Origin of the sequence: Pseudomonas sp. Au-Pse12 (assembly GCF_021341665.1) — a bacterium.
In the GTDB taxonomy this organism is placed as follows: domain Bacteria; phylum Pseudomonadota; class Gammaproteobacteria; order Pseudomonadales; family Pseudomonadaceae; genus Aquipseudomonas.
The window spans coordinates 435,482-456,214 of the sequence record NZ_JAJTTH010000002.1 but is presented as its reverse complement, the minus strand read 5'-3'; the positions used below and the strand labels follow the sequence as shown (position 1 = coordinate 456,214).

General features: G+C 63.5%; 19 protein-coding genes. 10 read left to right on the top strand and 9 right to left on the bottom strand.

The features are described from left to right. The first annotated feature begins 172 nt into the window (after positions 1-172). The 6 genes from adk (at position 173) to LXM55_RS06690 (ending at position 4,505) form a co-directional block, all read left to right on the top strand. A complete protein-coding gene (gene adk / locus LXM55_RS06715; RefSeq protein ID WP_233319672.1) occupies positions 173-820 on the top strand; it encodes an adenylate kinase in 648 nt (215 codons plus the stop codon). Between the two features lie 90 nt (positions 821-910). Continuing rightward, complete coding sequence (tsaB, locus tag LXM55_RS06710) at positions 911-1,585, top strand: tRNA (adenosine(37)-N6)-threonylcarbamoyltransferase complex dimerization subunit type 1 TsaB (protein ID WP_233319671.1); 675 nt, start codon at positions 911-913, stop codon at positions 1,583-1,585. A gap of 184 nt (positions 1,586-1,769) precedes the next feature. Further along, complete coding sequence (locus LXM55_RS06705; RefSeq protein WP_233319670.1) at positions 1,770-2,072, top strand: hypothetical protein; 303 nt, start codon at positions 1,770-1,772, stop codon at positions 2,070-2,072. Then, positions 2,069-2,929, top strand: coding sequence for a DUF72 domain-containing protein (locus tag LXM55_RS06700; RefSeq protein WP_233319955.1), 861 nt, complete (start codon positions 2,069-2,071; stop codon positions 2,927-2,929). Before LXM55_RS06705 ends, LXM55_RS06700 begins: the two co-directional genes overlap by 4 nt. Before the next feature lie 33 nt (positions 2,930-2,962). Continuing rightward, positions 2,963-3,793, top strand: coding sequence for an isocitrate lyase/PEP mutase family protein (locus LXM55_RS06695; protein WP_233319669.1), 831 nt, complete (start codon positions 2,963-2,965; stop codon positions 3,791-3,793). Between the two features lie 13 nt (positions 3,794-3,806). Beyond that, positions 3,807-4,505: an extensin-like domain-containing protein gene (locus tag LXM55_RS06690; RefSeq protein WP_233319668.1), complete on the top strand. Its 699-nt coding sequence runs from the start codon at positions 3,807-3,809 to the stop codon at positions 4,503-4,505. Between the two features lie 9 nt (positions 4,506-4,514). On the opposite strand, the gene LXM55_RS06685 is transcribed toward LXM55_RS06690, so the two are convergent. After that, complete coding sequence (locus LXM55_RS06685) at positions 4,515-5,132, bottom strand: energy transducer TonB (protein ID WP_233319667.1); 618 nt, start codon at positions 5,130-5,132, stop codon at positions 4,515-4,517. 94 nt (positions 5,133-5,226) lie between these two features. Between LXM55_RS06685 and LXM55_RS06680 the strand changes: the two genes are divergently transcribed. Further along, positions 5,227-6,009 (top strand): class I SAM-dependent methyltransferase, encoded by a 783-nt coding sequence (locus tag LXM55_RS06680; RefSeq protein WP_233319666.1) that lies wholly within the window; start codon positions 5,227-5,229, stop codon positions 6,007-6,009. A 78-nt stretch (positions 6,010-6,087) separates the two neighbouring features. Here LXM55_RS06680 and LXM55_RS06675 read toward each other — a convergent pair whose 3' ends face one another. Next, entirely contained in the window at positions 6,088-6,723 is a 636-nt protein-coding gene (locus tag LXM55_RS06675) for a TetR/AcrR family transcriptional regulator (protein ID WP_233319665.1), read from the bottom strand. A gap of 95 nt (positions 6,724-6,818) precedes the next feature. Here LXM55_RS06675 and LXM55_RS06670 point away from each other — a divergent pair, with 95 nt between their 5' ends. Further along, positions 6,819-7,907, top strand: a complete 1,089-nt coding sequence (locus tag LXM55_RS06670; RefSeq protein ID WP_233319664.1) for an efflux RND transporter periplasmic adaptor subunit — start codon at positions 6,819-6,821, stop codon at positions 7,905-7,907. Between the two features lie 6 nt (positions 7,908-7,913). After that, positions 7,914-10,970 carry an efflux RND transporter permease subunit gene (locus tag LXM55_RS06665; RefSeq protein ID WP_233319663.1) on the top strand — a complete coding sequence of 1,019 codons (3,057 nt, stop codon included), beginning with the start codon at positions 7,914-7,916 and terminating at the stop codon, positions 10,968-10,970. 96 nt (positions 10,971-11,066) lie between these two features. Here LXM55_RS06665 and LXM55_RS06660 read toward each other — a convergent pair whose 3' ends face one another. Genes LXM55_RS06660 through plsB form a run of 3 tightly spaced genes read right to left on the bottom strand, consistent with a single transcriptional unit; the run spans position 11,067 to position 14,735 of the window. Then, complete coding sequence (locus LXM55_RS06660; RefSeq protein WP_233319662.1) at positions 11,067-11,756, bottom strand: DUF4197 domain-containing protein; 690 nt, start codon at positions 11,754-11,756, stop codon at positions 11,067-11,069. Positions 11,757-11,780: 24 nt separating this feature from the next. Beyond that, complete coding sequence (locus LXM55_RS06655) at positions 11,781-12,179, bottom strand: YbaY family lipoprotein (protein ID WP_233319661.1); 399 nt, start codon at positions 12,177-12,179, stop codon at positions 11,781-11,783. A gap of 51 nt (positions 12,180-12,230) precedes the next feature. After that, positions 12,231-14,735, bottom strand: a complete 2,505-nt coding sequence (gene plsB / locus LXM55_RS06650) for a glycerol-3-phosphate 1-O-acyltransferase PlsB (protein ID WP_233319660.1) — start codon at positions 14,733-14,735, stop codon at positions 12,231-12,233. A gap of 247 nt (positions 14,736-14,982) precedes the next feature. Between plsB and LXM55_RS06645 the strand changes: the two genes are divergently transcribed. After that, a complete protein-coding gene (locus LXM55_RS06645; RefSeq protein ID WP_011059510.1) occupies positions 14,983-15,192 on the top strand; it encodes a cold-shock protein in 210 nt (69 codons plus the stop codon). 102 nt (positions 15,193-15,294) lie between these two features. On the opposite strand, the gene LXM55_RS06640 is transcribed toward LXM55_RS06645, so the two are convergent. From LXM55_RS06640 to LXM55_RS06625, 4 genes are all read right to left on the bottom strand, one after another. Next, complete coding sequence (locus tag LXM55_RS06640) at positions 15,295-15,672, bottom strand: hypothetical protein (protein WP_233319659.1); 378 nt, start codon at positions 15,670-15,672, stop codon at positions 15,295-15,297. 87 nt (positions 15,673-15,759) lie between these two features. After that, positions 15,760-16,569 (bottom strand): putative RNA methyltransferase, encoded by an 810-nt coding sequence (locus LXM55_RS06635; protein ID WP_233319658.1) that lies wholly within the window; start codon positions 16,567-16,569, stop codon positions 15,760-15,762. Then, positions 16,569-17,720 carry a succinyl-diaminopimelate desuccinylase gene (gene dapE / locus LXM55_RS06630; RefSeq protein WP_233319657.1) on the bottom strand — a complete coding sequence of 384 codons (1,152 nt, stop codon included), beginning with the start codon at positions 17,718-17,720 and terminating at the stop codon, positions 16,569-16,571. Before dapE ends, LXM55_RS06635 begins: the two co-directional genes overlap by 1 nt. 233 nt (positions 17,721-17,953) lie before the next feature. Then, positions 17,954-20,545, bottom strand: a complete 2,592-nt coding sequence (locus LXM55_RS06625; RefSeq protein ID WP_233319656.1) for a glycosyltransferase — start codon at positions 20,543-20,545, stop codon at positions 17,954-17,956. Positions 20,546-20,733: the final 188 nt, after the last annotated feature.

Here is a 20,733-nt window from a genome sequence, read left to right as displayed (position 1 = left end):
AATGGGGCACAAAAGGGCCGGGTTCCTCCGACTTTCGACTGCTTGTGTGCGCTGTGTCGGCTGTGTATCTTGATCAGCCTTTGGCCGTTTGGGCGGTCATAATCCTATTTTTGAGATTGGCCCCACGAGGCGAATCCGAGCGTTTCTAAATAAAAAATTGAGGAGCACATCGATGCGCGTAATTCTGCTGGGAGCTCCCGGGGCCGGTAAAGGTACTCAGGCAAAGTTCATCACCGAAAAGTTCGGCATTCCACAGATCTCCACCGGCGACATGCTGCGTGCTGCGGTCAAGGCCGGCACCGAGCTGGGCCTGAAGGCCAAGAGCGTGATGGACAGCGGTGGCCTGGTGTCCGATGACCTGATCATCAACCTGGTCAAGGAACGCATCAGCCAGCCTGACTGCGCCAAGGGCTTCCTGTTCGACGGTTTCCCGCGCACCATTCCTCAGGCGCAGGCACTGGTCAACGCCGGTGTGGAACTGGACAACGTGGTGGAAATCGCTGTCGACGACGAAGAGATCGTCCAGCGTATCGCCGGTCGCCGGGTGCACGAGGCTTCGGGCCGGGTCTACCACACCGTCTACAACCCGCCGAAGGTTGCAGGCAAGGACGACGTCACCGGTGAAGACCTGGTGCAGCGCAAGGACGACACCGAAGAAACCGTGCGTCATCGCCTGTCGGTCTACCACTCCCAGACCAAGCCGCTGGTGGAGTTCTACCAGCAACTGGCCGCGACCCAGGGCAAGCCGAAGTACAGCCATATCCCTGGCGTCGGTTCGGTAGAAGTGATCACCGGCAAGGTACTCGAAGCCCTGAGCTGAGTTGCCTGATCGTTTGATCGTTGAACGGCCCGCTTGCGGGCCGTTGCTGTTTATAATGCGTCACTTTTTTCTATGCCGATGGAACCCCGAATGAGCACCTTGCTGGCCCTGGACACCGCGACTGAAGCTTGCTCCGTTGCTTTGCTGCATGACGGCAAGGTCACGAGCCATTACGAGGTGATCCCGCGCCTGCACGCGCAGAAGCTGCTGCCGATGATCCAGGCACTGCTGGCCAACGCCGGCGTTACCTTGCAAGAGGTCGAGGCCATTGCCTTTGGCCGCGGTCCGGGGGCATTTACCGGGGTGCGTATCGCCATTGGTGTGGTGCAGGGCCTGGCCTTTGCCCTGGAGCGCCCGGTGTTACCGGTGTCCAACCTGGCGGTGCTGGCCCAACGCGCCTTGCGCGAGCAGGGCGCGACCCAGGTTGCAGCGGCCATCGATGCGCGCATGGATGAAGTCTACTGGGGCTGCTACCGGGAAACGGCCGGCGAGATGCGTCTGGTCGGCGCGGAGGCAGTCCTGCCGCCGGAAGTGGCGGCCCTGCCTGAGGGAGCCAGCGGCGACTGGTTCGGCGCGGGCACCGGTTGGGGGTATGGCGAGCGCATTGCCGTCAGCCTCAGCGGCCAGGACGCCGGCATGCTGCCGCACGCGGTCGACTTGCTGACCCTCGCGCAATTTGCCTGGGAGCGCGGCGAGGCGATCGTTGCCGACGAGGCACAACCTGTCTATCTGCGGGACAAGGTCGCGACGCCCAAGGCTCGCTGACGACTGGCAATGACCTGCGGTGATGAGGGCAACTTCTGCTTCAGCCGCCAATCGTCCGGTTCTCCGAGCTGATCCTGCCCGGTTTTAAACCTTTTGGCTTTTCTGTGTTCTAGTTATCACTCGGGCATTTGCTAAGTCGTAGCGGTGCCGCTAAATTGCCATCATTGACCCCGGGCTTTTCAGTATGCGCATAGACGGCATCTCCTCTCAGTCCTACCCCATCAAGCGCAAGCCTCGCAAAGGCCGGGCGCAGGTAGATGAGTCCCTGGATGATGCCGATGCGATTGACGTGCAGTCCGAGCCTTCGACTCAGAACCGCTCCCAGGCTTCTGCCTCGCGCACCGGCAATCTACCGGCCCGCCCACAGGACATGATCTTCCAGCGGGCGATGAAAAGGAGCGTGGCCAATGCCCTGGCCAGCTACCTGACCACGGCCGGCTTTGTCGATTGGGACATGGAAGTGGTGGGTCTCGACCTGCATATCTGATGCTGCCTTATTTCCTCGGTTGTCCGTCCTGGAGCGAAAACGCCTGGCGTGAGTACCTGTACCCGGCAGAGGCTCGGCCGAACGATTTTCTGCGCCTGTATTCCCAGGTCTTCAATGCCGTTGAAGGCAACACCACCTTCTATGCCCGGCCTGCTCCCGGCACCGTGCAGCGCTGGGCCGAGATCATGCCCGAGCACTTTCGCTTTACCGCCAAGTTCCCCGGTGACATCAGTCACGGCGGTGACCTGCGCGAGCAGTTGAGCGCCGCTGAAACCTTTGTCCAGCTGCTCAGCCCCCTGGGTCAGCGAGTGTCGCCGCTGTGGCTGCAATTGCCGGCCAGTTTCGCGCCGCAGCGCCTGACGGAACTGGCCGGCTTCATCGATGGCCTGGAGCGGCCGCTGGCGGTGGAAGTCCGGCACCCGGAGTTCTTCACCAAGGGCGACGCCGAACGCAGGCTCAACCGCCTGCTGCGCGAGCGTGGCGTAGAGCGGATCTGCCTCGACCCGCGCGCCCTGTTCAGTTGCACCTCGACTGCTCCCGCCGTGCTGCACGCGCAGTCGAAGAAGCCCAAGGTGCCGCCCCGGCCGGCGGCGTTTACCCTGTTTCCTCAGGTGCGCTTCATCGGCCACCCGGAGCTTGAGGCCAACGATCCGTTTCTGCTGCCGTGGATCGACAAGGTCGCCGGCTGGATCGAAGAAGGGCGTACGCCCTATGTGTTTCTGCACACTTCGGACAACCGCCTGGCGGCAGCGCTGGCCCTGCGTTTTCACGCTCGGCTGATGCAACGTTTGCCTGGCTTGCCCGCATTGCCTGAGTTATATAGAGAGCCCGCTGCGGAGCAACTTGGCTTGCTCTGAGGCGCTTTCACGGCCTTCTTCAGGAGCGAGCAAATGGACGCGCAAACCCTTCGAGCCACTGCCTTCAGGGCCCTGCATGAACGTGCCGGGGCCTTCGTCATTCCCAACCCCTGGGATGCCGGTTCGGCAACGATGCTCGCCAGCCTCGGTTTCGAAGCCCTGGCCACCACCAGTGCCGGCTATGCCTTCTCCCTGGGGCGCCCGGATGCCGAAGGTGCGCTCAGCCTGGAAGACACGCTGGACAACGTGCGCCGCATCGTCGCTGCCAGCACCTTGCCCGTGGCGGCGGATCTGGAAAACGGTTTTTCCGACACGCCCGAAGGCTGCGCCCGGGCCGTGCTGCAGGCGGCCGCGAACGGCGTGGTCGGCGCGTCGATCGAGGACGCCACTGGCCGTGTCGAGCAGCCTATCTACGATTTCCAGCTGGCCGTCGAGCGCATCGAGGCCTGCGTGGCCGCAGCCCGCAGCCTGCCGTTTCCCTTCACGCTGACCGCGCGGGCGGAGAACCTGCTGCATGGGCGTGATGATTTGCCGGACACCATCCGTCGTTTGCAGGCCTTTGCCGAGGCCGGTGCCGATGTGCTCTATGCGCCGGCCCTGCGCAGCGCCGAGGACATCCTGCTGGTGGTGCGGGCGGTGGCGCCCAAGCCCGTGAACGTACTGATGTCTGGAGGCCTCAACCTCAGCGTCGCGCAATTGGCTGAGCTGGGCGTCAAGCGCATCAGTGTGGGGTCGGCCCTGGCACGGGCGGCATACGGTGCTTTCTACCGGGCCGCGGAAGACATTCATAACCACGGGCGCTTCGATTTTGCCGACCGGGCGATGCCGTTCGGGCAGATCAATCAGCTGTTCAAGCAACCGTGAAACAGGAGTGTCCGTGCGGCGAGTGAAAGTCCTGGGTGCCTTGCTAGTGCTGGGTGCCCTGTTGTTGATTGGTGTCCGCCTGGGCTGGTTGCCCGTGGCCGATAGCTGGAATCCCTGGGCCCCCCTGGATGTCAGGGCCAAACCCAATCTGTTGACTCGCTTCAAGCTGGCACGGCTGCGCGATGACCCGCAATTGTGCGATCAGGTGCTGGCGGGCTCCGGCTTGCGCACCAGTCGCCAGCCTGACAGCCGTACGGATGTGGCCTGCCCGTTGAGCAATACCCTGCGTGTGCAGGGTGGTGAGGTGGGCCTGAGCAGCAGCTTTCTTGCCAGTTGCCCGCTGGCGGTAGCCTTTGCCCTGTATCAGCGTCATGGCTTGCAGCCGGCCGCGCAGGCGGTGTACGGCCAGCCAGTTGCTCGGGTCGATCACCTGGGCAGCTTCGCCTGTCGCAATATGTACAGCCGCGAGAGTGGCGCGCGCAGTCAGCATGCCAGCGCCAACGCCCTGGACATCGCCGGCTTTCGCCTGGCGGACGGGCGCAGTATCAGCGTGCTCCGGGACTGGCCGAAGGACAGCAATGAAGGACGTTTTCTGCGGCTGGCCCGGGATGGCGCCTGTGACGCGTTCAACGTGGTGCTGGGGCCGGATTACAACAGCGCCCATCGCAACCACTTTCATCTGGATGTGGGGCCCTGGTGGGTGTGTCGCTGAGACTCGTGATCAGGCGGCGATGCGCAGGTTCTGCAGGATCAGCGGACGGGCCCAGCCGATATCGAAGTCCATCGCCCGCTGCTGCTCGATGAGCTCTTGCGGCGGGAACGGTTCGGCCGGCTTGTCCAGCAGGTCCAGTTCGAATTCGGCGATAGGCAGGTGCAGTGGACGAGGCTCTGGCGCAGGGCCCGGAGCGGGGACTGGCTGACCGGCGTTGAGCACGATCGGGCGTACCCAGCCACTTTCGAAATCCTGCTGGCGCTGCTGGGCGACGATTTCTTCCGGCGGGAAGGGCGGGGCCGGCTTATCCAGCAGTTCCATTTCGAATTCGGCGATGGGCAGGAACAGTGGCTCGGGTGGGCGGATTTCGGTTTCCTGCACATTGCAATGGCGCTGGTTGACGATCTGCGCCAGCACGTCGCTGCCGCCAAGCGGTTCCACCGGGCCATCGATGGCCACCGCAGGTGCCGGTTCAACGCTTGCACCTTCACCCCGTTGCTCGGCCAGGGCCTGGGCAAAGAAGTCCTGCCACAGATGGCTGACGCCGCTCAGTGCCTGGGAGTTGCGCAGGCCATAGTCGCCGTGGGGCGAGATATAACCTATCGATGTGCGTTGAATGTCTGACATTGCTCTCGGTCGACGCTTGAGCTCTGGCAAAATGGCCGATAGTTCTGTTATCGGCAGTTTTTGCCGATCATTAATTTTTTGAGTGTGTTTTCAGATGAATGAGCAACCCGCGGCCTGCCGCATCAAAGTCGAGGCCTTGGGCGCCGGATTCGCCCCCGCGGCCGAGCAATGGGCCGAGCGCCTGGGGCTGCCCTTGCAGATCGACGAAGCCGAGTTCGCCCTGCAGGTGGGTGAGCAGGGCCTGCAATTGCAGCAACTGGGGGCGGATGCTCCGGGGCCGGTGCGGGTGGATTTCGTCGAAGGTGGCGCGGCTCATCGGCGGCTGTACGGCGGCGGCAGCGGGCAGATGATCGCCAAGGCGGTGGGGGTGGCCCAAGGCGTGCGGCCACGGGTGCTGGATGCCACGGCGGGCTTGGGCAAGGACGGGTTTGTGCTGGCGACCCTGGGGTGCGAGATGAGCCTGATCGAGCGCCAGCCGTTGATTGGTGCGCTATTGGAAGACGGGCTGGCCCGCGCAGCGCTGGACGCCGAAGTGGCGCCGATTGTTGCCCGCATGCACCTGCTCAAGGGCAACTCCATCGAGTTGATGCGCAACTGGCAGGGCGAGCCCCCCCAGGTGATCTACCTCGACCCGATGTTTCCCCACCGGGAGAAAAGCGCCCTGGTGAAAAAGGAAATGCGCCTGTTCCGGCCGCTGGTGGGCGATGACAACGATGCCCCGGCGCTGCTGGCGGCAGCCCTGGCCCTGGCCAGCCATCGGGTGGTGGTCAAGCGCCCGCGCAAGGCACCGTGCATTGACGGACCCAAGCCGAGTCACGGGCTGGAGGGCAAGTCCAGCCGTTACGACATCTACCCGAAGAAGGCCCTCAAGGCCTGACGCCCCTGTAGGAGCCGGCTGGCTGGCGAAGGCCATCTCAGAGCCTGTTCGCTGGCCAGCTCCTGCTCACTCCCGCCTCTACGGCCTGTAGGCGCGGATGAACAGCGCCACCACTTCCTGCACGTGCTCTTCCGCCGCTGCGCCCCTCAATGGCTCGCCGCAGCCATAGAGCAGGCGAAAGTTCGCCCCGCCCTTGAGCATGCAGAAGAAGTGTTCGGCGGCATTGCGCGGCTTGTCGATGTGCAAGGTGCCCAGCTCATTGATTCGCTTCAGCAGCCGTTCCATGCCTTGCAGCACGCGTTCTGGGCCGGCTTCGATGAACATCTGCGAGAGCTTGGGATCCTGGTTGCCCAGGGCCATGATCAGGCGATGCAAGTTCACCGACTCGTCGCTGTTGACCAGTTGGTGAAAGCCTCTGGCGATGTTCAGCAGGACGCCTTCCACCGATGTGTCGGGCGTCAGTTCGTAGATCAGCGTGGGCAGCTGTTCTTCGCACTTGGCCACCACGGCGGCGGTGAAGAGCGTTTCCTTGTCATTGAAATGGCTATAGACCGTGAGCTTTGAAACCCCGGCTGCAGCGGCGACCGCATCCATGCTGGTACTGGCGTAGCCATTGCTCAGGAACAGGGTTTTCGCTGCTTCGAGAATGGCCTGGCGCTTGGCCAGATCCTTGGGCCTGCCTGGCCCAACGTTTGCGGGATGATTGTCGGACATTTTTTTCGCTGTTAATACTGGACTGGTGAGTTTGCTATTAATAACATACCCGCCAGTATAATTATTCCAAGCACCATTAGCGAAAGGTCGCCGCCATGTTCCGCTATGTCCTGCCAGTCAGCCTGGCTTTTTTTCTGTCTGCTTGTGGGCACGAAGAGCCCGTTCAAATTGGCATCCGGCCGGCCATGGTGGTCCAGCCAGAGCCTTCGGCGCGGGCTTCTGACAGTTACCCGGGCGAGGTGCGAGCACGCTACGAGCCGGACCTGGCGTTCCGTATCGGCGGCAAGGTCAGCCGCCGGCTGGTGGAGGAGGGCGAGCGGGTCAAGGCCAACCAGCCCCTGGCTGAGCTCGATCCGCAGGACGTGCGCCTGCAGCTTGAAGCCACCCGGGCCCAGGTCACGGCTGCCAGCGCCAACCTCAACCTGGTGCGCGCCGAGCGTGACCGCTACAAGACCCTGCTGGACCGGCAGATGGTCAGCCATTCGCAATACGACAACGCCGAGAACCTCTACCGCTCGGGCGAAGCCCGCCTGAAGCAGATCAAGGCCGAATTCGACGTGGCCAACAACCAGGCCGGTTATGCCGTGCTGCGTGCGCCGCAGGACGGCGTGGTGGCCAAGCGTGCGGTGGAAGTGGGGCAGGTGGTGGCGGCTGGGCAGACGGTCTTCACCCTGGCCACCGATGGCGAGCGTGAGGTGCTGATCAGTTTCCCCGAGCAGAATTACGGTCGCTTCAAGGTGGGCCAGCCCGTGTCGGTCGAGCTCTGGACCCAGCCGGGCCAGCGCTTCGACGGGCGTATCCGCGAGCTGTCGCCGGCTGCCGATCCAAAGTCCCGGACCTTCGCCGCACGCATTGCCTTCACTGCCGGCAAGGTGCCCGCCGAGCTTGGCCAGAGCGCCCGGGTCTTTATCCAGAACGGTGAGGCGGTGCCATTGTCGGTGCCGCTTTCGGCGCTGTCCGCGGAAGGCGGGGCGACTTACGTCTGGCGGGTCGATGCCAATAACACCCTCCACAAGACCCCGGTGCGGGTTGGCGCTTTCGGCGAGAAGAGCGTGCCGGTACTTGAGGGTTTGAGTGCCAGCGATTGGGTGGTGGCTGCTGGCGTGCATGTGCTCCATGAGGGCTTGCAGGTGCGCCCGGTGGATCGCTCCAACCGCGTCGTCAATCTGGCGGTCAAGGAGTAATCCCCGATGGGTTTCAACCTTTCCGCCTGGGCGTTGCGCAATCGCCAGATCGTCCTGTTTCTGATGCTGTTGCTGGCCATCGTTGGGGCGCTGTCCTACACCAAGCTGGGGCAGAGCGAAGATCCGCCTTTTACTTTCAAGGCCATGGTGATTCGCACCAACTGGCCGGGGGCCACGGCCCAGGAAGTCTCGCGCCAGGTTACCGAGCGCATTGAAAAGAAGCTCATGGAGACCGGCGAGTACGACCGCATTGTGTCTTTCTCCCGCCCAGGGGAATCCCAGGTGACCTTCATCGCCCGGGACTCGATGCACTCCAACGAGATCCCCGACCTGTGGTACCAGGTACGCAAGAAGATCAGCGATATCCGCCATACCTTGCCGCCCGGCATCCAGGGGCCATTCTTCAACGATGAGTTCGGCACCACCTTCGGCAATATCTACGCGTTGACGGGCAAGGGTTTCGACTACGCGGTGCTCAAGGACTACGCCGACCGCATCCAGATCCAGCTGCAACGGGTCAAGGATGTGGGCAAGGTCGACTTGCTGGGGCTGCAGGACGAGAAGATCTGGATCGAGCTGTCCAACGTCAAGCTGGCAACCCTGGGGCTGCCCCTGGCGGCGGTGCAACAAGCCCTGGAAGAACAGAACGCGGTGTCTACCGCGGGCTTCTTCGAGACCCCGAGCGAACGGGTGCAACTGCGGGTGTCGGGTAATTTTCAGAGCGTGGAGCAGATCCGCAACTTCCCGATCCGCGTGGCCGACCGCACTTTCCGCATCGGTGATGTGGCGGATGTGCGTCGTGGTTTCAACGATCCGCCCGCACCGCGCATGCGTTTCATGGGTGAAGACGCCATCGGCCTGGCGGTGGCGATGAAGGAAGGTGGCGACATCCTGGTGCTGGGCAAGGCTCTGGAAGGCGAGTTCTCGCGCCTGCAGAAAAGCCTGCCGGCGGGGATGGAGCTGCGCAAGGTGTCCGACCAGCCAGCGGCGGTGAAGACCGGCGTCGGCGAGTTTGTCCGGGTGCTGGCCGAGGCCCTGATCATTGTGCTGCTGGTGAGTTTCTTCTCCCTGGGCGTGCGTACCGGGATGGTGGTGGCCCTGGCGATTCCCCTGGTGCTGGCGATGACGTTCGCCACCATGTATTACCTGGGGATCGGCCTGCACAAGATCTCCCTGGGGGCGCTGGTGCTGGCCCTGGGCTTGTTGGTCGATGACGCGATCATTGCGGTGGAGATGATGGCGATCAAGATGGAGCAGGGCTTCGATCGGATCAAGGCCGCCAGCTTTGCCTGGACCAGTACCGCCTTTCCCATGCTCACAGGCACCCTGATCACGGCGGCGGGCTTCCTGCCGATCGCCACGGCCCAGTCCGGCACCGGCGAATACACCCGTTCGATCTTCCAGGTGGTGACCATTGCCCTGGTGGCTTCGTGGATCGCCGCGGTGGTGTTCGTGCCCTACCTGGGGGAAAAGCTGCTGCCCGACCTGGCGAAGATCCACGCCGCCAAGCATGGCGCCGAATCCAATCCCCACGGCACACCGTTCTATCAGCGCGTGCGGCGGGTGGTGGGTTGGTGCGTGGAGCGGCGCAAGACGGTCATCGTCCTGACCATCCTGCTGTTCGTCGGCTCGGTGGTGCTGTTCCGTTTCGTTCCCCAGCAGTTCTTCCCGGCCTCGGGCCGCCTGGAACTGATGGTTGACCTGAAGCTGGCGGAAGGCGCTTCGCTGAGCAACACCGCCGATGAGGTCAAGCGCCTGGAAACAATGCTCAAGGAGCATCCGGGCATCGACAACTATGTGGCCTACGTGGGCACCGGTTCGCCGCGCTTCTACCTGCCGCTGGACCAGCAACTGCCGGCTACCAGCTTTGCCCAGTTCGTGGTGCTGGCCAAGAGCATTGAGGAGCGCGAAGAGCTGCGCGGCTGGTTGATCGAAACCCTTAACGAGCAGTTCCCGGCGCTGCGCTCACGGGTCACGCGCCTGGAAAACGGCCCGCCCGTAGGCTACCCGGTGCAGTTCCGAGTGACCGGCGAGCACATCGAGGAAGTCCGCGCCCTGGCGCGCAAGGTCGCGGCCAAGGTGCGGGAGAACCCCCATGTGGTCAACGTGCACCTGGATTGGGAAGAGCCGAGCAAGGTGGTCTACCTGAACATCGACCAGGACCGCGCCCGGGCCCTGGGCGTGAGCACCGCCAACCTGTCGAAGTTCCTTCAGAGCTCGCTGATCGGCTCCACCGTCAGCCAGTACCGGGAAGACAACGAGCTGATTGAGATTCTCCTGCGTGGTACCCGGCAGGAGCGCACCGAACTGGCGTTGCTGCCGAGCCTGGCGGTGCCCACCGAGAATGGCCAGAGCGTGTCGTTGTCCCAGGTGGCGACCCTGGAGTACGGCTTCGAGGAAGGGGTTATCTGGCACCGTAATCGCCTGCCCAACGTCACCGTGCGTGCCGATATCTACGGCAAGGAGCAACCGGCGACCCTGGTGCAGCAGATCCTGCCGACCCTGGAGCCGATCCGCGCCGAATTGCCGGATGGCTACCTGCTGGACGTGGGCGGTACTGTCGAGGATTCGACCCGTGGCCAGAATTCGGTGAAGGCTGGCGTGCCACTGTTCATCGTGGTGGTGCTGACCTTGCTGATGATCCAGCTGCGCAGCTTCTCGCGCACCGCGATGGTGTTCCTCACGGCGCCCCTGGGGTTGATTGGCGTCACCCTGTTCCTGCTGGTGTTCCGCCAGCCGTTCGGCTTTGTGGCGATGCTCGGGACCATTGCCCTGTCGGGGATGATCATGCGCAACTCGGTGATCCTGGTGGACCAGATCGAGCAGGACATCAAGGCAGGGCAGAAGCCCTGGGATGCGATCATCGAGGCCACGGTACGGCGCTTCCGGCCCATCGTGCTGACGGCCCTGGCGGCAGTGCTGGCGATGATTCCGTTGTCGCGCAGCGTGTTTTTCGGGCCGATGGCGGTGGCCATCATGGGCGGGCTGATCGTGGCGACGGCGCTGACCCTGCTGTTCCTGCCGGCACTTTACGCGGCATGGTTCCGCGTCAAGAAAACCTAGCAACCGGTACGCAGGAAGGCACCATGTAGAAGCCAACTTGCCGGCGAAGAGGCCCTCTTCGCCAGCAAGTTGGCTCCTACAGGTGAGGGAAAGGTCTTACAGGGTGCCGAAGACTTTCTTGGCCAGGCTGGTGGCGGCTGCCGCCGGGTTCTGGCGAATGGTTTCTTCCTGCTTGCCGATCATTTCGAACAGGCCGTTGAGGGCTTGTTCGGTCACATAACCTTCGATATTGGCATTCTTGGCATCCAGTACGCCCAGCGTCGCGGCCTGGCCGGCGAAGGAGTTGTACTGCTTGGCCAACCCTACTTGGTCAGTGGCTTGCTTGACGATCGGCAGGAACTTGGCGCGGATCTGCTCGCGGCTCGTCTTGTCCAGGTACTGGGTGGCAGAGTCCTTGCCGCCGGCGAGAATGCCCTTGGCGTCGGCCACGGTCATCTTTTTCACGGCATCCACCAGCAGCGCCTGGGCTTGCGGCACAGCGGCTTCGGCGGCCTTGTTCATGCTGGTTTCCAGTTGGTCGACCTGTTCACCCATGCCGAACTGCTTCATTTTTTTCGCAACTTTGCCGAGGTTGCCCGGCAGCTCGATGCGGACATCGGGGTTGTTGCTGAAACCACCGGGGGTGCCCAGTTGCTTGACGGCGATTTGCGCGCCCTGGGTCAGGGCATCCTTGAGGCCACCGCTGGCATCACCCTGGGACAGGTCACTCAGGGACAGGGCCAGGGCGCTGGCGGAGATCAACAGACCAGCGCACAGGCTGGTGAAACGGAGCGAAGTACGGAGCATGGCGGCTTCCTTGGGCAATGAACATTAACGAACAGCGTCGACCCGCAGCTTCAAGGGTTGCGGGTCGCTGCCGTCGAGTTTTACGGCGTTGTTTTCGGTGGTGATGAAGACCAGCCGGCCCGCCACTTCAATCCGCGCGCTGACCGAGTAACGGTGGCCGGGCTTGACCTGGGCCGGGTCATAGCTGAGGTGGAACGGCAGCGGCACCTGGCCCTTGATGGGGCCACTCTGCTCGGCCAGGACCACGGCCGGAGCATCTGCCAGGGACACGTCCTGCAGGCTCACGCTCAAGGTGGCGGCCGGTGGCAGGGCAATGCGTTGCAGGTAGAAGACTTCGCCGTCGAGGCTGGCCTTGGCCGCAGGGTTCATGGACTGGCAGGCTCCGAGCAGCGCGCAGGCTGCCAGCAGGGTGAGCTTTTTCATCGGGGATCTCCGTATCGAGGGCGCCGCAGGTGCTCCGGCGCCGATAAGAATCTAGTCGGTTTGCGCAGGTGCCGCGAGTTGGTCGGCGGCATCTTCGCTGCGATGCAGGGCGACCTGGCGGATCGACAGGCGAATTTCCGCCGGCAGCACCCGCTTGGCGGCGCCTTCGGCCAGTTCGCCCAGCAGTTCGTGGTAGCTCAGCTTGCCGGCTTCGTCGCGGCGCAATACGCCTTGGTCCAGCAGGGTCTGGATGAAGTGGCGGAACAGGCTCTTGTCGAAGAACTCCGGGGCATTCAAGCCATGCAGGATCGACAGGCGCTGGGCCATGACGGTGCACAGGTCTTCCAGCTCCTCGGCGCTGATGCTGTTCTGGCCGCTGTTGAGCAACAGTGAAATGGCCATGTAGAAGCGTTGCAGGGTTTGGGCAATGCTCTTGGACAGCAGGGTCAGCAGGACAAAATGCCGTGAGCTGGGCGCCGGACGCTGGTACAGGTCTTTCTCGAAGCGCAGCAGCCCCTGTTCGACAAAGGCCTCCAGCCACTGGTCCACCACCGCGTCTAGCTCTTCCAGCGGCCAGCGGATGAACAGCTCGGACTGCAAGTAGGGATACAGCGCGCGGGTGTAGCGCAGAATCTGCTCGCGGCTCATGCGCGACGAGCTCTGGAAGAAGCTCGCCAGCAGCGCCGGCAGGGCGAAGATGTGCAGCACGTTGTTGCGGTAGTAGGTCATCAGGACGGCGTTCTGCTCGTCCAGGTAGAGGATCTTGCCCAGGGCGTCGCTTTGCTCGGCCAGCAGGTCCATGTCCTTGACGTGCTGGATCAGCGCCCGGCCATCGCCTTCCGGCAGCGTGGTGTGAGGCGAGTAGGGCACGCGGCGCAGCAGCGCCAGGTACAGGTCCAGGACTCGCGCCATGGCGCGGTCATCCAGCGCCAGGCGGCTGGTGGACAGCAGGGCCAGGGCCACCAGGTTCACCGGGTTGATCGCCGCGGCTTCGTTGAGGTGCTGGGCCACGCGTTCGCCGAGGCGGTTGGTGGTCTCGTTGAGCCAGGCCGGGCGGTACTGCGGGCCCAGCTCCTGGGTGCGCCAGTCCGGTTGTTCCTGATCGAGAAATTGCGCCAGCTTGATCGGTTCGCCGAAGTTCACCGCCACCTGGCCGAAGCGCTGCTTGAGGGCGCCGATGACCTTGAAGATGTCGAAGATCGACTCCTTCTTCTTGCTGGCGCCGCGCAGTTCGCCCAGGTAGGTGCGGCCTTCCAGGACCCGCTCGTAGCCGATGTACACCGGTACGAAGACGATCGGCATGCGCGAATTGCGCAGGAAGCTGCGCAGGGTGATGGCCAGCATCCCGGTCTTGGGTTGCAGCATGCGCCCGGTGCGCGAGCGGCCGCCTTCGACGAAGTACTCCACCGGGAAGCCCTTGGTGAACAGGGTGTGCAGGTATTCGTTGAACACCGAGGTGTAGAGCGGGTTGCCCTTGAAGGTGCGGCGCATGAAGAAGGCCCCGCCGCGGCGCAGCAGGCCGCCGATCACTGGCATGTTGAGGTTGATCCCGGCGGCGATGTGCGGCGGCGTCAGGCCGTTGCGGAACAGCAGGTAGGACAGCAGCAGGTAATCGATATGGCTGCGGTGGCAGGGCACGTAGATCACTTCGTGACCCTGGGCGATCTTCTGCACGCCTTCCAGATGGTTGACCTTGATCCCGTCGTAGATCTTGTTCCAGAACCAGCTGAGCACCACTTCCAGGAAGCGGATCGCGGTGTAGGTGTAGTCCGAGGCGATCTCGTTGCCGTAGCGCAGGGCCTGGGCCTTGGCTTTTTCCGGGGAGATCTTCTCGCGCTCGGCCTCATCCAGAATCGCCTGCTTCACCAGGGGCTGGTTGAGCAGGCCCTTGACCAGGTTGCGCCGGTGGGAAATGTCCGGGCCGATGACCGCGGCCTTGAGGTTGCGAAAGTGCACCCGCAGGATGCGCTGGGCCATGCGCACGGTGCGCTCGTGGCCCTTGTTGTGCTCGATCAGCTCGCGCAGGTTGATCGGCGCGGAGAACTGCACCCGGGTCTTGCGCCCCAGGATCATGATGCTCAGCAGCCGGCGCAGGCGCCCGGTGACCGCCCAACTGTCGGCGAACAGCAGTTTCCACGGGCTCGATTCACTGTCCGGAGACTGGCCCCAGAAGACGCTGACCGGAATGATCTGCGCGTCTTCGGCGGCGTTCTGGGCCAGGGCGCTGACCAGTCGGGTCAGGGTCGGTGGCGCGCCGCGCTTGTCCTGGCGGCCGAGCCAGTCGGGCTCTGGGGTCAGGTAGAAGAACGCCGCGGGCTCCAGCAGGTTGCCCACCGACACCGGCAGGACCGGGCGTGGCAGCCCGGCCTTGGTGCATTCGGTATCGACCACGGCGAGGTCGGTCAGGGATGGATTCTGCAGGACGTAGAACACCGGCCGGCTGCGGTCGAGGTCAAGGGTGAAGGACGACTGGTTGATGGTTTCCGAGCGGACCCAGAGGTACAGCAGTCGGCGCAAGGTGCCAAACACAAGACGGCGGATCGGGGAGCGGGTCATACGGCTTCTGCGTGAGTGAGTAGAAAACCGAGCAACTGCTCGGGAGCGGTAGTGTGCCGGATTCGCCGAAAATCGGCAAAAAAGCGCCGAAACAAGATTGAGTTGAGAGTTTTTACGCCTGTCATATACTCGGCCGACTCTCCCGCGGCCGTATAGCCTCCTGTCATAGAGACACAGGTCGAGGGAAAGTTCTCAAGGTTTGGTTGCAGTGCGCCAATCCAATAATAAAAAAATGAGGTATGGATTCATGACTACTCGTGAGACCGGCAACGTGAAGTGGTTCAACGACGCCAAGGGCTACGGCTTTATCCAGCGTGAAGGGGGGGCGGACGTGTTTGTCCACTATCGAGCGATCCGTGGCGAAGGCCACCGCTCCCTGACCGAAGGCCAGCAGGTGGAATACGCCGTGGTCGAAGGCCAGAAAGGTCTGCAAGCCGAAGACGTCGTCGGCCTGTAACCGACCCGGCAGGAGCTGGCTTGCCAGCGAACGGGGGCGCAGGCGATGCAAGGCTCAGGGGCCTCTTTCGCCGGCAAGTCGGCTCCTACGGGTATGCAGTGTTCAGGCCGTGCGCCAGGTAATTTCCTCTTCACCGTCGGCGCTGATGCGAATCCAGCGATCGGCGGATTCTTCACCTTCTTCCTCGACCCAGCTGCCCGGTGCGCAGCGCACTTCGACATTGAGTGCGGCGAAGGCCGCGCGAGCGCAGGCGATGTCGTCGTCCCATGGGGTCTGGTCGCTTTCCAGGTACAAGCTGTTCCACTTGCCCACGGCCTTGGGCAGCCAGGTCACGGGCACCTGGCCCGCGCTGCATTTGTAGGTCTGGCCCTTCTGTACCCACTCGCTGCAAGGGCCGAGCACGGCACTGAGCCAGGCGGCGATGGCCTTGTAGTCGACGTCGGCGTCTTTCAGGTAAATCTCGATATCGGGCTGGCGCATGGATGTCCTCATTGCCGGTCTGAAAAATCCATTCGCGGATTTATTCGACCCCGGGCCGATGCCCGAGGTCGTGGGTTCTAGTGGGGGTTATTGCAGCACGAAGTAATCGTAGCGCATCGATACGCTGACCTCGAAAGGCTCGGCCTGCTCGATCACCGCGGCCCGGCGTTCGGCGCTGGCGCGCCAGCCGTGAGGGGTCATGGCCAGCAGGTTGGCGCGATCTTCCGGGCGTTCCAGGCACAGCTTGAATTCCAGGGTTTCGCTGTGGGCCAGGGCCATGCCTTCAGGCACCAGGGCCAGGTGCTTGTCGTCGGTGTACTCGCGCACTTCGTCATACAGGCGCTCGCGCAGTTCCATCAGGTGGCCGCTGGTGGGGCCGACCTTCATCAGGCCGCCACCAGGGCTCAGCAGGCGCTTGGCCTCTTGCCAGTCGAGGGGGCTGAAGACGCTGGCAAGGAACTGGCAGCTGGCATCGGCCAACGGAATGCGCGCCATGCTGGCGACCATCCAGGTCAGTTGCGGCGCCCGGCGACAGGCGCGTTTTACCGCTTCCCGGGAAATATCCAGGGCGTAGCCGTCGGCGCCGGGCAGGGCTTCGGCCAGTTGCGCGGTGTAGTAGCCCTCGCCACAGCCGATGTCGACCCAGCGCTGGGGCGCGCGTTCGGCCGCCAGCTCTGCCAGGCGCCGGGCCACTGGGGCGTAGTGCCCGGCGTTGAGGAAGTCGCGGCGGGCCTCGACCATGGCCTGGTTATCACCCGGGTCACGGCTGTTCTTGTGCTGCACCGGCAGCAGGTTCAGGTAGCCCTGGCGAGCGCGGTCGAAGCGGTGCCCGGCCGGGCAGACCACGCCGTTGTCCACGGCATTCAGCGGGGCGCTGCAAAGAGGACAGGCAAGCATCAGGCGAGCAACTTGATCAGGGTCTGGTAGTAGATTTCGGTCAGCACATCCAGGTCGCTGGCCAGGATCCGCTCGTTGACCTGGTGGATCGTGGCGTTGACCGGGCCCAGTTCCACCACCTGGGTGCCCAGGGTGGCGATGAAGCGACCGTCGGAAGTACCGCCGCTGGTGGACGCCTTGGTCTCGCGGCCGGTGACCTGCTTGATGCTGGCCGAAACCGCGTCCAGCAGGGCGCCGGGTTCGGTGAGGAACGGCAGGCCGGACAGGGCCCAGTCCACGTGCCAGTCCAGGCCGTGCTTGTCGAGAATCGCGGCCACCCGTTGTTGCAGGCCCTCAACGGTGGATTCGGTGGAGAAGCGGAAATTGAACACCGCCACCAGGTCACCGGGGATCACGTTGGTGGCGCCGGTGCCGGAATTGAGGTTGGAGATCTGGAAGCTGGTGGGCGGGAAGAAGGCGTTGCCGTCGTCCCAGTGCTCGGCCGCCAGTTCCGCCAGGGCCGGTGCCGCCAGGTGAATCGGGTTCTTCGCCAGGTGCGGGTAGGCCACGTGCCCCTGTACCCCGCGCACCGTGAGTTTGGCGCCGAGGGAACCGCGGCGGCCGTTCTTGACCACGTCGCCCACCAGGCTGGTGCTCGAAGGCTCGCCGACGATGCACCAGTCCAGGCGCTCCTTGCGTGCCGCCAGGCGTTCCACCACCGCCTTGGTGCCGTGGTGCGCCGGGCCTTCTTCGTCACTGGTGATCAGGAAGGCCACCGAGCCCTTGTGGTCCGGGTAGTCGGCGACAAAGCGCTCGGCGGCCACCAGCATGGCGGCCAGGCTGCCCTTCATGTCCGCCGCGCCACGCCCGCAAAGCATGCCGTGTTCATCGATCAGCGCTTCGAACGGGTCGTTCTGCCAGGCCTGGACCGGGCCGGTGGGCACCACGTCGGTATGGCCGGCGAAGCACAGCACCGGGCCTTCATGCTGGCCATGGCTGGCCCAGAAGTTATCCACATCCTCAATGCGCATTGGTTCCAGCTTGAAGCCGGCATCGCCCAGGCGCTGCATCATCAGCTTCTGGCAATCGGCGTCGACCGGCGTCACCGAGGGGCGGCGGATCAGATCACAGGCAAGTTGCAGGGTCGGCGAAAGCTCGGCGTGGGCCGTCATGGGGAACTCCGGTGCAAGGCAAGATCAGGCGCAGCTCTTTTCTTGTTGTAGGAGCGAGCTTGCTCGCGATGGACTCAAGAGCGGCGCAGAGCATCAGGTGCTTGCGTCATTCTTGACATCTATCGCGAGCAAGCTCGCTCCTACAGGGAGAGCTGCGGGCGAGGCGCGCAAAATGGCGGATATCTTAAAGCAAAACGGCGGCCTGAGGCCGCCGTTTAGTGGTTTGCATCGATTTAGGCGGCTGGAGCCGGCTCGGGGTGTTCCGCAGGTTTTGGCAGCGACGAAAGGAAGGCCATGACCAGTGCCGCCACATAAGGCAGCGACTGCACCAGGAGCATGGTCACCCAGAAGCGCATGTCGTTGCTTGGCAGGCCCTGCACCAGGAAGATCCCCAGCGCCGCGCCCCACAACAGCAGCATGATGAACAACTCTTCCCGGGCTTCCGAGATCGCCACCCAGAACCCGTGGTTGTCGGCGTTCTTCGGTGTGCGGAAGAACGGGATGCTGCTGGTGAAGAAGCCGTACAGCACCGCCTTGGCGATGGTGTGGGACAAGGCCAGGCCCGCCAGGGCCGCGCAGAACGCGTCCTTGAGGTTGACCCCCACCGCTCGGCGGTAGAGGAAGATGATCTTGCCCACCTTGAACACGAACAGCGCCAGCGGCGGGATCGCGAAAATCAGCAGCGGCGGGTCGACCCGTTGCGGCACGATGATCATCGCCGCCGACCACAGCAGGGCACCGACGGTGAAGAAGATGTTCATGCCATCCGCGACCCACGGCAGCCAGCCCGCGAGGAAGTGGTAGCGCTGGCCACGGGTCAGCTCGGTGTTCTTGCCGCGCAGCAGGCTGGCGGTGTGGCGCTTGATGATCTGGATCGCGCCATAGGCCCAGCGGAAACGCTGCTTCTTGAAGTCGATGAAGGTGTCGGGCATCAGGCCCTTGCCGTAGCTTTCGTGGTGGTACGCCGCCGACAGGCCTTTCTCGAACACCCGCAGGCCCAGCTCGGCGTCTTCGCAGATGCACCAGTCGGCCCAGCCCAGCTCTTCCAGCACCGTGCGCCGGGTCATGGTCATGGTGCCGTGCTGGATGATCGCGTCACGGTCGTTGCGGGTGACCATGCCGATATGGAAGAAGCCCTTGTATTCCGCGTAGCAGAGCTTCTTGAAGGTGCTTTCGTTCTGGTCGCGGTAGTCCTGGGGCGACTGCACGATGGCGATCTTCGGATCGGCGAAGTGCGGCACCATGTGCTTGAGCCAGTTGCGGTCGACGCAGTAGTCGGAGTCGATCACCGCGATCACTTCGGCATCCTTGGCGGTGTGCGGCAGCAGGTAGTTCAGGGCGCCGCCCTTGAAACCGGCCAATGGCGCCACGTGGAAGAACTTGAAGCGCGGGCCCAGGGTTTCGCAATAGGCCTGCACCGGCTCCCAGACCGCCGGGTCCTTGGTGTTGTTGTCGATGATCAGGACTTCGAAGTCCGGGTAATCGAGGTTGGCCAGGGCGTTGAGGGTCTGTTTGACCATCTCCGGCGGCTCGTTGTAGCACGGCACGTGGATCGAGACTTTCGGCCGGTAGTTGGAGTCGCCCTCCACCGGCAGGAACTCGCGCCGGCGCTTGTGAATCCACACCGCCTCGGCCAGTTCATGGGCCTCGGTGAGCAGCACGATGAACACCCCCAGCGCACCCAGCGCGAGGAGAAAGCCCACAGTCAGGCTGAACCAGGTGCTGTATTGCTGGCTGTAGTCGTAGCCGATCCACACCAGCACCGAGCCGCAGAGGAAGGCGATGAAGGTCAGGAAGGTGCGGCCACGCTGGCGCAGGGCCGAGCCGTCGATCATCAGCAGGGTCAGCGACAGCAGCGCCAGCACCACCGAGCCGATGGCCAGCACTCGCCATTGCGGGATCGCCACTACCGGGCCTTCGAAGTTGAACTTCTGCTGGCGCGCGGCGTTGAACACGCCCCAGTAGGCGCCCACCGAACCTTCGTCGCTGGCCTTCCACGGCTGGTCGAAGGCTTCAATGACAAAGTAGTTGTAGCCCTGGCGGTTGAGCTTGTTGACCAGGGTGCGCAGGTAGATCGCCTGGTCCGCCGGGCTGGCGTCGGCGCCACCGCGCATGCGGCCGTTGCTTGGCCAGCCCACTTCGGACAGCAGCAGCGGTTTTTTCGGGAACATTTTCTTCAGGTCGCGGGCGCGGTCGAGGACAAACTGCCCGGCCTTGTCCATCGGGATGAATTCCCAGTAGGGCAGGATGTGCGCGGCGATCAGGTCGACGTGCTTGGCCAGTTCCGGGTTTTCTTCCCAGACGTGCCACTGTTCCGAAGTGGTGACCGGAACTTTCACCGCGGCGCGGACCCGGTCGAGAATCACCGACAGTTGGTCGGCGGTGATTTCCTTGCGGAAGATCGCTTCGTTACCCACCACCACCCGCACCACGCTGCGCGAGCTGTTGGCCAGTTCGATGGCGCGCATGATTTCCCGCTCGTTGCGCTCCAGGTCCGGGCTGATCCAGATACCCAGGGTCACGCGCAGGCCGAACTCTTCCGCCAGCTTGGGAATATCCTGCAGGCTGCCATCCACCGAATAGGTACGGATGTTGTCCGTCAGCTTGCTCATGATCTCCAGGTCGCGACGCATTTCATCGTCGGACGGGTACTGGTCTTTCTGCGGGAACTGGCCCTGCTGGAAAGGCGAGTAGGAAAAACCGGAGATCTGTTCCGGCCAGTCGGGGGCCGATACCGGGCGATTGATCAGCGCCCAGAAGCCGGTGAACAGCGCGGCAATCGCCAGCACTATCACCAAGTTGAGTCCAAATTTACGCGATGACATAGCTATTTCGGGTTCCAAAAGGTGTGGAACGAGGGAAGGGTTGGCAGGCGCCAAACGGCGGGCATCCTACACCGGCCCTCAACTGAGCGTACAGCGCACAGAGGAAAGCCAGACCTTGGGCACTGTATTCGGGTTTTAGTTCTTAACTTGTAGCTTGTGGCTTAAAACTTGTCGCTTCCCAGCCCTAT